This is a genomic window from Peribacillus sp. NPDC097225, from assembly GCF_044761955.1.
Lineage (GTDB): Bacteria > Bacillota > Bacilli > Bacillales > DSM-1321 > Peribacillus.
Map to the genome: position 1 here is coordinate 699,338 of NZ_JBIWDJ010000001.1, position 12,387 is coordinate 711,724.

Here is a 12,387-nt window from a genome sequence, read left to right on the forward strand (position 1 = left end):
AAAATTAAAATTTATGCTTCATGATGATGGAATTGTTTTAAGAAACGAACATCGTTTGTATAGAAGTGACGGATATCATCCACGCCGTATTTTAGCATCGCGATCCGTTCTACACCGATTCCAAAAGCGAATCCGGAGTATTTCTTCGAATCGAATCCAGCCATTTCAAGGACATTCGGATGAACGATTCCTCCACCCAGCACTTCGATCCATCCTGTTTGTTTACATACATTACAACCTTTACCGCCACAGATTTTACATGAGATATCCACCTCTACTGATGGCTCCGTGAAAGGGAAGAAACTTGGACGAAGACGGATTTCCCGGTCTTGGCCGAATACTTTCTTAGCAAATACATCAAGTGTTCCTTTCAGGTCGCTCATGCTGATGTTTTCATCGATGACCAAGCCTTCAATTTGCTGGAATTGATGCGAGTGCGTTGCGTCATCATTATCACGACGATACACTTTACCTGGACAAATGATTTTAACCGGACCTTGGCCTTTATGTTTTTCCATCGTTCTTGCTTGTACTGGAGACGTGTGGGTACGCATCAAAATCTCATCCGTTATGTAGAATGAATCTTGCATATCACGTGCTGGATGGCTCTTCGGCAAGTTCAATGCCTCAAAGTTGTAATAGTCCGTTTCGACTTCAGGACCTTCAGCCACTGTGTATCCCATACCGATGAATAGGTCTTCAATTTCCTCGACGACCCGTGTTAACGGATGAAGATTTCCTTTCTTAACCGGACGGCCTGGTAATGTCACGTCAATCGTTTCTGTTGCAAGCTTCTTATTAACGGCAGCTGTTTCTAATGCCGCTTGTTTTTCCTCGATTTTCGACGCGATGGCTCCACGGACCTCATTAGCTAGCGCTCCGATTTTCGGACGTTCCTCAGCTGATAATTTCCCCATTCCGCGTAATACCTCTGTAATCGGCCCTTTTTTCCCTAAATAAGCAACACGGACTTCATTCAGTTCTTTTAGTTCGGAAGCTGCGGCAACTTTTTGCAACGCTTCTTCCTGCAGTTCTAGTAAACGTTCCTGCATCATGTCTTCCTCCTTTAGTTTTCCTTTTGTAAAAATGAACACAAAAAAACCCCACTCCCAGAAAGGGACGAGGTTTATGTATCGCGGTACCACCCTTATTAGTGCTATCTGCTAAAAAGCATGAAGCACTCACTCATAAAAAATAACGGCTCTTCACCGGAACATTTTTCAGACACTCTGTCTTCCCAATGCCAACTCGAAAGGTGAATTCCCTTAAGCAGTGCCATAAAAATGCTTTCAGTCACGGCATTTTTTCCCTGGTTATGGATGTCTTAAGTTACTACTCTTTGTCATTGTTGTTTTCATTATAAAATTCTGTTTCATTATATTATAAATGAACGGCCGTTTCAAATTGATTTTCTTAAATAGTACATTAAAATACCGGCCGCGATCCCGACATTCAGTGATTCACTTTTCCCGTAAATCGGAATATAAAGGTTTTTCGTCGTTTTCGCCAATAATTCCTTGGAAACTCCTTGGCCTTCATTACCGACGAGCAGTGCAAATCGCGAAGACCTTTCCACCTCTTCAAAGGGCGAGCCACCTTCTAAGGCCGTGCCATAAACCGGCATGCCTTGTTGCTTCAGTTGATCAATGATCTCGGAAAGATTCCCTTTAACCACCGGCATATGAAACAGGCTTCCCTGCGTGGAACGGACCACTTTCGGATTATACAAATCGGCACACCCTTCTCCTAGAATGACAGCATCGATTCCGGCTGCATCAGCTGTCCGGATCATCGTGCCGATATTGCCTGGATCTTGCACCGCATCGATCAACAGTAGTTTGTCCGGATTGATGGAAGACATGCTCATGGTTTTCTGTTCACAGACAGCGGCTATTCCTTGTGGGCTCTCCGTATCGCAAATCGCCTTCATGATATCAGTTTTCACATAGATGACATCCGTGCCTTCAAGCGAAAAATGGGCCGGCATTTCTGTTTCTTCATTTACGATTACTTCCATGACGATTTCTGCCTTCAATGCTTCTTCAACAAGATGAAAACCTTCTACTAAATACGTACCGGTTTTATCCCGTTCTTTTTTGGTCAATAATTTTTTCCACTGCTTCACCTGAGGGTTTTTTACAGACTCAATATATTTCAAGGTAAACGCTCCTTTAATATTTCACGCTAATTATCCTATTATAACGTAATTCGTATACATATTGAATGCCTGTTTGTGAAATGCTAGTTATGTGAGTCATTATGTGTTAGAGGAGGAAAAATCATGAATTTAAATTTACGCAATGCCATTATTCAGAATGTATCCGGAAATACGCAAGAACAGCTAGAGGATACGATAGTCGATGCGATTCAAAATGGTGAGGAAAAAATGCTACCAGGTCTTGGCGTATTATTCGAGGTCATCTGGGAAAATTCATCCGAACAGGAAAAGCAGGAAATGATTACGGCTCTTGAATCTGGATTAAAAAAATAACAGCCATCATCGGCTGTTATTTTTTCGGCTTATAAGCGATCGGTGTTAATACGATTTTTAATGTATTTATCCGTTAAGTCAGGGTTCTCATCACTATCTTGAGGCACCTTTCCGTCACGGGGAGCGGTGTTTTGATTTAGTGTGTCACCTACATTCAGAGAATTTTTGGTATCAGCGGAAAAGGGATCCACATGGGGATCGCTCGCTATCGTTCCCTCATAATCCTCTGGTCTTGGTTTCTTATACTGCTCCGTGGAATTCGACTTCATCTCTTTCTCCTGTGCCCGTTTCGATCCCATCTCTTGATTATCATAGATGTTGGTTGAATTCCCATGAAGTTCTTCACCTTTACCTGGCTGTGCCTCTACTTCACTTGCTTGATAGGCATTCGCCGTCGTTTCCGGGAAAAGATTCGGATCCGGATTATTCACGATACCGGTTTTAAGTGGGTTATTCTCTTGGGAGGTAATATGATCTTCGGTCTCTATTGGGGTCTCGTCGTCAAGAAGAATCAAGAACTTCCCGGCTTCAACTTCATTTATATAAGCCGTGGCTTCACTATCGGCTAAACCCAGATTCCCTAAACGATTTCTGATATCACCGGATCCTTCATTCAAGAAGAAGTGTTTCACTTTTTCTACGAATGAATCATCATCCTGGTTCGTGATAATATCGACGTCCTCATTCTGGCTATTGTTCACAAAAGCCACATCTTCTTTTTTATTCGCGATTACGGTGATTTTCTCACTATCCCATCCTTTTAAATGAAGCGCCTGGATTTCCTTGTTTGCTTCGGAACTAGAATCATAAACACCATGCAATGTTTTTCCCATGAATTATTCCTCCTTTTGTAGCATTACTATTTAATCTTGTTATACCCTTACCACCCAAAATTAAACAAAAATCAGGCTCTGGCCAGTCGATAAGGATTTAATTCCACTCGTCATGCACCTAAAAAAAAGACCTGCCGTCTCGTAAACGGCAGGTCATTCTCTATTAATCCCTTAACGAAGTTTTTGTTGTTCTTCAAGGGTTTTCACATTTCTCTTTTCTTCTAATGGGTCATGCCCTACTCCGGTATTGACCCCAGTATTGACTCTTCCGGTATTGAGAGAATCGCGATTCTTCACTGAATCCGTTTTATTTAAAGCATCTCTCTTGGTCGTTTCACCTAGATTTTTTTCACGTACGATGGATGAATCACTACTATCAAGCTGGATATCTTCTTTTTTAAGAGTATCCTGAACTTGTTCAGTATCTTGTACCACTTGTTTCTTGATGACAATTTCATCAGTGACCACCGGTTTTTTGGTCACTTCCAATTTTTCCTCAACAACTGGAATTCTTACAGTTTCCCCATCTTTAATGCTTCCTGCTTCCAATCCGCTTTCTCTACCTGTAACAGGCCGACGTTCAATCGTTACTTCTTCGTGCTCAACCGGAACATTAATGGTTTTTTGCTGTTCCTTCACTTCTTTATCGATGACGACTTCGCCTGCCTGAACTCTTTCTTTATCAATATTCAACTGTTCTTCACGTAGTCGAATCGTTTTTTCATCTTCTGTCGTTCCACGACCACGGCCATTCATGACAGAAGTATCCTTATCGTTCAACAAACCATTCTGTTCAGTTCCGTTGAAACGTGGGTTTTCCGAGTTGCTATCCAACGTCTTTCCAACCGGACGGGTGCTTCCTTCTGTTCCAGCCTTGAATGAATCTCTTGGTACAGTTAGATGACCTTTGCCTTCTTCAACTAAAACCAACACTTTTCCTCGTTCTACATCATACACGTATTCAGCTGCTTCACTATTAGAAAGCCCTGCATCCGCTAGTTTCGTTGAAAGGTTCGCATGCTCATCTGGCATGAAGAAGCGTGCCACCTTGTCCATAAAGCTATCATCATGTGATGCATTCGTAATGGTATGGACATCCGTTTCCCTTTGTTGATTCGTAAAGTCCAGTGTTTCTTCTTTGTCTGCTACAACCGTTATATCTTCCCCTTCATAGCCTTTCGCTTTAAGTGCATTGATTGCTTGGATCACTTCTGCATTAGATTCATATACTCCATAAACTGTCTTATTCATATTAAATTCCTCCTCGTATTTTATCGATGTATTTGGTAGTTGGTATATTTAGAATGTACCCGTTAGTATGCGAACTAAACGAATAAGCCATATTACATTTGTGTTATAACATTACATTACGTTCTCAAAAACGAATGCCTTTTCCCTCCAGACCCCATCTGGACTAGGGATGCAAGCATTATATAAATGTAATGTTTAGAATCAATACCCCCATTTTACTAGTTTTCATAAACTCAATAGATTCGCTTTCTTCTATATATAGGCGTCCTACCTACTAAAGAAGTGTCTCCAAATCTCCCCAACTAGAATTTTAGAAACAAAAAAACCCCCCTCCTGTTTAAGGTTATCCTTAAAGCAGGAGGGGGGTTTACTCTCATTATGGAATCATCCAAGAAAGGATGCCATTTTGCAAGAACGTGATAATACATACAAGAAGCAATAAGAACAAACTATGCTTGAGGGTGAATCTCAATAATTCGGACTCCCTACCAGCCAGTCCGACAGCCGCACAAGCGATGGCAATCGACTGAGGGGAAATCATCTTTCCGGTTACACCCCCGGAGGAATTCGCCGCGAGCGCCAATACCGGCTCCATTCCAATCTTTAAAGCGGTAACTTTTTGCAGACCGCCAAATAATAGATTGGCAGATGTATCCGAACCTGTAATGAACACACCTAACCAGCCAAGGACCGGTGCGAAAAACGGGAAGAAGTCTCCGGTCTTTGCAAGTGTCATTCCCAAGGTCGTCGACATCCCCGAAGAATTCGTCACATAAGCGAAAGCAACGACAGAGGAGATCATCAAGATTGGCTTGGCTAATTCTTTCATGGCTTCCACAAATGTATCCAAGAATACTTTTGAAGACATATGTACGATGAACTTTGTCACAATGGCCGCCAGTAAAATGGCCGTTCCTGCTGTACCGAGCAGTTCGATTTTATAAAAAGCTGCAATGGGCAGGCCATTGCTACCAATAATTTCATTATGCAAACCAGGCACTTCAATTTGGAAAGTTAATAGTTTACCAATTTCATTGATTCCTTTTAAAATGGCATTCGTTCCCTCATAATGACCGGATAATGCCGGCTTTATTGGATTCAATCCCCAAATGGAAATGAAACCCGTCAACAGAAGGAATGGGGACCACGCATGGAATATCTGCCATTTCGTATACTTTTTCTCTGTTTCTTGTTCAGAAGCGAATTCTTCAACAGCTGCTGCCGTTTCTTCCGACTTGAATCGAAAAATCGTTTTTGGCTTCCAGAATTTCAGGAAGATGGCTAAGGCAAATAATGATACTAATGCAGAAAGAATATCCGGTAATTCAGGTCCAAGGAAATTCGAACTTACATATTGGGTAATGGCAAAAGATAGACCGGAAACGATGACAGCCGGCAACACTTCAATCGTCCGTTTCCATCCAGACATGATCATGATGAGATATAGTGGGATGAAAGCCGACAAGAAAGGTAACTGGCGACCGACCATTTTGGATATTTCCATAGCCGCAATACCAGTAGGTCCTTCCATCGCAATAATCGGAATCCCGACCGCACCGAATGCAACAGGTGCCGTATTGGCGATTAAACAGATTCCCGCTGCATAAAGCGGATTAAATCCAAGTCCCACCAGAAGAGCTGCAGAAATGGCCACTGGTGCACCAAATCCAGCCGCCCCTTCTAAAAAGGCCCCGAATGAGAATGCCACCAATAAGGCTTGAAGGCGGCGATCTTCCGTCAAGGACAGGACAGAAGATCGGATAATGTCAAATTGCCCACTTTTCACAGTCATCTTGTACAAGAATACGGATGTGATGATGATCCATCCGATAGGCAACAGTCCGTAAACGGCCCCTTGAGAAGCAGACATCACGACTTTTCCTGCCGGCATCCCATACGCGAAAACGGCAGTTACAAAAGCAACAAGCAAGGTTGTCAAACCCGCTAGGTATCCTTTCATCCGTTTGATGGTAAGAGCCCAGAAAAAGTACAAAATGGGTATAAGCGCTACTAGAGATGATAGTACCAGATTATCAAGAATCGGTGTAAAGTTCTGTGTCCATGTCATTCGTTTCGACTCCATTCACTATATTTTTCAAACTTTCAGATATTTATATTCGGTGAAAACCCTTTCACATTTATATTTCTTCATATTGCTGGAAGTCATCAGATGACTTGATGATTATTTATTTAAGGTAAATGATTAGAAATGGAAAATCAAGGTTTTTTTATTTTTTGATCATATTTCCTTATCGACAGATGAGAAACCAACAATGTGTTATATAATAAAGATAACTAGAAAAAGCAAAGAAAATCGGGGTGTTCCTACTTGACCTACAAAAAAATCAAACCAAAGAAAATTTATGAAGAAGTCAGTGATGAACTGTATGAAATGATTCGTTCCGGTACTTTGAAACCGGGCGATAAATTAGATTCCATTCAACAGCTTGCGGAAAATTTCCAGGTCGGCCGCCCGGCAATTCGTGAAGCATTAAGTGCCCTTAGCTCGATGGGGCTCATTGAAATTAAGCAGGGCGAAGGAACATTCGTGAAAACTTTCGACCCTAGCATCATGAACTACCCATTGACTACAGCTCTGTTGATGGATAAAGAAAATATTAAAGATTTACTGGAAGTCCGAAAAATACTTGAATCTGGAACTGCCGAGTTAGCCGCGAAAAAGCGGACCGCTGAGGACATTGCCGAAATGGAGACGAAGCTTGCGGAAATGCTAAAGGTAGCCGACGATGAAGCATTGAGTGATAGAGCTGATATAGGCTTTCACGTGACCATTGCGAACGCTTCTAAAAATGAGTTGCTCATTACATTGATGAGCCAGGTGTCAGTGATGATGACCGAAAAGATGCGTGACATTCGACGTCTTGCTCTCTATTCTGAAGAAATGTCCCTTAAACGGCTTTATCAGCAACATACCCAAATTTACCAAGCAATCGTCGACAAGGACGAAGCCGGCGCCCGCCATGCCATGCTTTTCCATTTGCAAAATGTCGAGGAATCTTTTGATAAATTCATCCTCCAAACCAGTGAGAAAAATCAATAATACGCACGGTTACTAAAAATGAACTATACAAATTATACAGAATTTGATATATTATTCTGAAAAAGATTCCATGTTTCTAGGGAAAATGGCAAGTTATTCAACCATTTCCTTTTTCTGTTTTAGTCATCAGATGACCTGTTAACTCATTTGGAAAAGGAGGAAAAATTATGAAAGTGACTTTATTCGCCACATGTTTAGTGGATTTATTTCAATCCAATGTCGGAAAAGCGACGGTGGAACTGCTTGAGCGGCTTGGTTGTGAAATTGACTTTCCGGAATCACAGATTTGCTGTGGACAACCGGCATATAATAGCGGCTATACAAAGGATTCAAAAGAAGCAATGAAAAAGATGATCCATACATTTGAGGATGCACAATATATTGTCACCCCTTCTGGTTCCTGTGCAGCTATGTTCAAAGAGTACCCGGTTCTTTTTAAAGGAGATCCGGTTTGGGAAAAGAAAGCTGTTGCATTGGCAGAAAAAACATATGAACTGACTCAATTCATCGTGGATGTACTAAAGGTGACGGATGTCGGTGCTAAGCTTGAAGGTAAAGCGACCTATCATACATCCTGCCATATGACTCGATTGCTCAAAGTGAAAGAAGCTCCTGCCATTTTATTGAGCCATGTTAAGGGACTGGAAATGACACCGCTTCCGGACGCCCAAAACTGTTGTGGCTTTGGGGGGACCTTTTCAGTCAAGATGGGAGACATTTCCGGACAAATGGTAGAGGAAAAGGCTTGTAATGTGGAAGATACCGGAGCCGACTTTCTTATCGGCGGAGACGCTGGTTGCTTAATGAATATCGGGGGCCGTATCCAACGTAAAGGGCAACCCATCAAGGTTTTACATATTGCGGAAGTATTAAATAGCATTTAAAGAAACCGAGGAGGCAAAACGATGTCTATGAAAACGAGTTCTGCCAAGTTTAAAGACCGGGTGGACGAAGGAATACAGAATGACTTTATGCGATTGGCCGTTTCGAGTGCCCAAGAACGTTTACATGGACGCCGCCTAACGGCCGTTGATGAATTGGGAAACTGGGAGGAATGGCGCTCCCTTGGGGAAGAAATCCGCCAACATGTACTAAGTAACCTTGATTTTTATTTACATCAGCTTGCCGAAAATGTATCCAAAAGGGGCGGTCATGTCTTTTTTGCGGAAACGGCGGAAGAAGCTAGTGGGTATGTTAAGGACGTCATCGAAAAAAAGAACGCAAAAAAAGTCGTGAAGTCGAAATCCATGGTCACGGAAGAAATTAACCTGAACGCAACACTAGAATCAGCGGGAGTCGATGTCATCGAAACGGACCTAGGCGAATATATCCTGCAGCTTGATAACAATGATCCGCCTTCACATATCGTGGCACCAGCGCTTCATAAGAACAAAGAACAAATTAGAGACGTTTTCAAAGAAAAGCTCGCCTATACGAAAACTGAAAAGCCTGAAGAGCTGACGGACCATGTCCGGGGAATCCTGCGGAAAGAGTTCCTGAGTGCCGATATTGGAATTACTGGCTGTAACTTTGCGGTTGCTGAAACGGGCTCCATCGGTTTGGTAACGAACGAAGGCAACGCAGATTTAGTGACGGCCCTTCCAAAAACCCAGATTACGGTGATGGGGATGGAACGTCTCGTACCGACGTTCGATGAATTTGAAATCCTTGTCAGTTTATTGACGAGGAGTGCGGTCGGCCAGAGATTGACCAGTTACATTACCGCCCTTACCGGACCAAGAGATGAAGGGGATATTGATGGCCCCGAAGAATTTCACCTTGTCATCGTGGATAATGGACGTTCCAAGATTTTAGGGACTGAATTCCAATCGGTACTCCAATGCATTCGCTGTGCCGCATGTATTAATGTTTGTCCGGTCTATCGTCAGGTTGGCGGTCATTCCTACGGTTCGATTTATCCAGGCCCAATCGGGGCGGTACTTTCCCCTCTTCTTGGTGGATATGAAGATTATAAGGAATTGCCTTATGCATCGACGCTTTGTGCAGCCTGTACAGATGCCTGTCCAGTAAAGATCCCGCTTCATGATCTATTGAGGAAGCATCGTGAAGTCATTGTCGAAAAAGAAAAAATGGCTCCTTTTTCTGAAAAAATGGCGATGAAGGCATTCGGAATTGGCGCTGCCTCCCCGATGCTTTATAAATTCGGATCCAAAATGGCTCCTTCCGCCATGTCTCCTTTCAAGACTGGGGATATTATTTCAAAAGGACCAGGACCACTTAAGTCTTGGACGGAAAGCCGTGAATTTCCTGCCCCTAATAAGGAAAGCTTCCGAGATTGGTTCAAGAACCGTGACAAAGGAGGGCAATCATCATGACCGGAACCATTCAAAACGAGGATACATTTTTAGCGAAGATAGCCAAGAACTTGGGGAGGTCCCCCATTACGGAAGGCATATCCCGCCCCGTATGGAAACATGCCCCACAGATGGAAGTCTTGAAACATGCAACACAAGAAGAGCTCGTCGAGGAATTACGAGAACAGTGCACCCGGATTCATACTCAGGTCCATCTTACGGATTCAAGTCAGACTGCACATGTTTTGCAACAGGTCATGGAAGAACTTGGACATGGGCCTGTCATCATCCCGAAAGACCAAAGATTCACAGACTATCAATTAATGGATGTATTGAATGATACAGGCGTCCATGTTTGGGATCATCAAATCGGGAGAAAGAATATTGAAATGGCGGAACGTGCCAACATCGGCATAACGTTCAGTGAAATCACGCTGGCCGAATCTGCTACAGTCGTTCTGTATAGTGATAAGGACCATGGCCGCTCGATTAGCTTCTTGCCCGCTTGCCATGTTTCCATCATTCCAAAGAGCAGCATCGTTCCGAGGATGACCCAGGCCGCTATGGCACTCCGGTCCAAGGTTCAGCAAGGTGAGCTTGTTCCATCCTGTATTAACTTCATTACAGGGCCAAGCAATTCCGCTGACATCGAAATGGATTTGGTCGTAGGCGTTCATGGCCCAATCAAAGCAGTCTATATCATCGTTGAGGATAAATAAAGAAAAAATGGAGAGCTCCTTTTAGTAGGAAGCTCTCCATTTTCATCTCATTGATTATTCATAGATAATCCGGTCCACCGTTTCCCGGTCGAGGCGTTTGATCACTTCAACTATGAGTTTGACGGCATTCTCATAATCGTCACGGTGTAACATCGCAGCATGGGAATGAATATAGCGCGTCGCAATCGTAATGGCTAATGCGGGTACACCATTTGCGGTTAGGTGAATGGAACCGGCATCCGTTCCACCGCCTGGAATCGATTCATATTGATAAGGAATGTTCATTTCATCAGCCGTATTCGTAACGAAATCCCGTAATCCTTTATGGGCCACCATCGATGCATCATAAATGACGATTTGCGGGCCATTCCCCATTTTACTCATCGCTTCTTTATCACTTACACCAGGTGTATCCCCTGCAATCCCTACATCAACGGCAAAACCGATATCCGGCTGGATCTTGAATGTCGATGTTTTAGATCCACGCAGGCCCACTTCTTCTTGGACTGCTCCAATTCCATACACTACATTCGGATGTTCACTATCTTTCAATTGTTTCAGAACATCGATCGCGATGGCGCAACCAATTCGGTTGTCCCAAGCTTTGGCAAGAAGCATCTTATCATTATTCATGACCGTGAATTCGAAATAAGGCACCACCATGTCTCCTGGCTTGATTCCCCACCCCTGTGCTTCTTCCTTACTGGTCGCTCCGATATCAATGAACATATCCTTTATCTCAACCGGCTTCTTCCTCGCTTCTGCCGTTAAGATATGCGGCGGTTTTGACCCGATGATGCCTGTCACATCGCCTTTGCTCGTCACGATCGTCACACGCTGTGCAAGCATGACCTGTGACCACCATCCCCCTACCGGCTGGAAACGTAAAAATCCTTTATCGTCGATTCGTGTAATCATGAAACCGACCTCATCCAAATGGCCCGTCACGACAATCTTCGGCCCATTTTCCTCACCTGTTTTCTTAGCAATCAAACTACCCAATCCATCCGTGGAAATTTCATCCGCATATGGAGTTATGTATTCAGTCATGACCTTTCTTACTTCACTTTCATTCCCGGCAATCCCTTTTGCATCCGTTAAGTCTTTCAACATCTTAAGCGTTCCATCTAATTGAACCATTCCCGTTCCTCCTCATTCATACACTTCAACTTTCATTATACAAAATATGGGTATAACCCACAATTAATAGCCATTCTTCTGCCGTTCATAATTCACTTCATTCTTACTGACATACGCGGCCTCTACATCCACCGCAGAAAAGCCAAGCATCTCCCCTAAGCGTAAGTACTCGGTAAATACCGCTTGAAAGGCAGGCTCCTCCTGCTGTACACGAAACTCATTGATGGATCCATAAATCTTTATAAATTGCGCAGTTACATCCTCCCCTTTCAGATGGGAAGCTGATTCCACTTTGGGCATAAACCCTTTTTCAATGCCAAGTGACAGAATAAAATGTATGCCATCCACATATTCAGCTAAAACCGTATCCTTATCCGAAGCGCCTTTAAGACTCCAAAACTTAAAACATCTTGTTTCGTTCGCCAGCTCGCCAAGCTCTACTAATAGAGCCAAAATCTTTCTCTCAACAAGATCCTCATTATGTAATGCATGTTTCTTCTCAATATGTTCATCCAAGGCAGCCTGCATGTCCATCAATTTTTCGATATTCATTTCATCACTACTTTCATCAGTCATG

12 protein-coding genes and 1 other annotated feature are annotated in these 12,387 nt (G+C 43.1%); of the genes, 5 read left to right on the forward strand and 7 right to left on the reverse strand.

The genetic code is table 11. The annotated features are described in order from the left end of the window. Positions 1–11: 11 nt before the first annotated feature. Together pheS and ACIQXH_RS03480 are read right to left on the reverse strand one after the other, a co-directional pair. The gene (pheS, locus tag ACIQXH_RS03475; protein ID WP_402874483.1) at positions 12–1,052 is read right to left on the reverse strand and encodes a phenylalanine--tRNA ligase subunit alpha; all 1,041 of its coding nucleotides are present in this window, start codon (positions 1,050–1,052) and stop codon (positions 12–14) included. A gap of 60 nt (positions 1,053–1,112) precedes the next feature. Beyond that, positions 1,113–1,355, reverse strand: a binding site (T-box leader). A 44-nt stretch (positions 1,356–1,399) separates the two neighbouring features. Further along, positions 1,400–2,158 (reverse strand): TrmH family RNA methyltransferase, encoded by a 759-nt coding sequence (locus tag ACIQXH_RS03480; protein WP_402958082.1) that lies wholly within the window; start codon positions 2,156–2,158, stop codon positions 1,400–1,402. Between the two features lie 123 nt (positions 2,159–2,281). Between ACIQXH_RS03480 and sspI the strand changes: the two genes are divergently transcribed. Beyond that, positions 2,282–2,491, forward strand: a complete 210-nt coding sequence (sspI, locus tag ACIQXH_RS03485) for a small acid-soluble spore protein SspI (protein WP_402874477.1) — start codon at positions 2,282–2,284, stop codon at positions 2,489–2,491. Between the two features lie 29 nt (positions 2,492–2,520). Here the strand turns inward: sspI and ACIQXH_RS03490 are convergent, their stop codons facing one another. The 3 genes from ACIQXH_RS03490 to ACIQXH_RS03500 form a co-directional block, all read right to left on the reverse strand. Beyond that, the gene (locus ACIQXH_RS03490; RefSeq protein WP_402958080.1) at positions 2,521–3,324 is read right to left on the reverse strand and encodes a general stress protein; all 804 of its coding nucleotides are present in this window, start codon (positions 3,322–3,324) and stop codon (positions 2,521–2,523) included. 171 nt (positions 3,325–3,495) lie between these two features. Beyond that, complete coding sequence (locus ACIQXH_RS03495; protein WP_402874471.1) at positions 3,496–4,575, reverse strand: YsnF/AvaK domain-containing protein; 1,080 nt, start codon at positions 4,573–4,575, stop codon at positions 3,496–3,498. A gap of 376 nt (positions 4,576–4,951) precedes the next feature. Beyond that, positions 4,952–6,643 (reverse strand): L-lactate permease, encoded by a 1,692-nt coding sequence (locus tag ACIQXH_RS03500; protein WP_402874468.1) that lies wholly within the window; start codon positions 6,641–6,643, stop codon positions 4,952–4,954. A 261-nt stretch (positions 6,644–6,904) separates the two neighbouring features. Between ACIQXH_RS03500 and ACIQXH_RS03505 the strand changes: the two genes are divergently transcribed. The 4 genes from ACIQXH_RS03505 to ACIQXH_RS03520 all read left to right on the forward strand — a co-directional run bounded on the left by ACIQXH_RS03505 (position 6,905) and on the right by ACIQXH_RS03520 (position 10,670). Next, entirely contained in the window at positions 6,905–7,636 is a 732-nt protein-coding gene (locus ACIQXH_RS03505) for a FadR/GntR family transcriptional regulator (protein ID WP_402957697.1), read from the forward strand. Positions 7,637–7,803: 167 nt separating this feature from the next. After that, positions 7,804–8,520 (forward strand): (Fe-S)-binding protein, encoded by a 717-nt coding sequence (locus ACIQXH_RS03510; RefSeq protein ID WP_402874462.1) that lies wholly within the window; start codon positions 7,804–7,806, stop codon positions 8,518–8,520. A gap of 21 nt (positions 8,521–8,541) precedes the next feature. Further along, positions 8,542–9,972 (forward strand): LutB/LldF family L-lactate oxidation iron-sulfur protein, encoded by a 1,431-nt coding sequence (locus tag ACIQXH_RS03515; protein ID WP_402874459.1) that lies wholly within the window; start codon positions 8,542–8,544, stop codon positions 9,970–9,972. Further along, complete coding sequence (locus tag ACIQXH_RS03520) at positions 9,969–10,670, forward strand: LutC/YkgG family protein (RefSeq protein ID WP_402874456.1); 702 nt, start codon at positions 9,969–9,971, stop codon at positions 10,668–10,670. Before ACIQXH_RS03515 ends, ACIQXH_RS03520 begins: the two co-directional genes overlap by 4 nt. A 54-nt stretch (positions 10,671–10,724) precedes the next feature. Here ACIQXH_RS03520 and ACIQXH_RS03525 read toward each other — a convergent pair whose 3' ends face one another. Both ACIQXH_RS03525 and ACIQXH_RS03530 read right to left on the reverse strand, forming a co-directional pair. Continuing rightward, positions 10,725–11,810 carry a M42 family metallopeptidase gene (locus ACIQXH_RS03525; RefSeq protein WP_402874454.1) on the reverse strand — a complete coding sequence of 362 codons (1,086 nt, stop codon included), beginning with the start codon at positions 11,808–11,810 and terminating at the stop codon, positions 10,725–10,727. Positions 11,811–11,873: 63 nt separating this feature from the next. Continuing rightward, a complete protein-coding gene (locus tag ACIQXH_RS03530) occupies positions 11,874–12,362 on the reverse strand; it encodes a dUTP diphosphatase (protein ID WP_402874643.1) in 489 nt (162 codons plus the stop codon). Between the last annotated feature and the right edge of the window lie 25 nt (positions 12,363–12,387).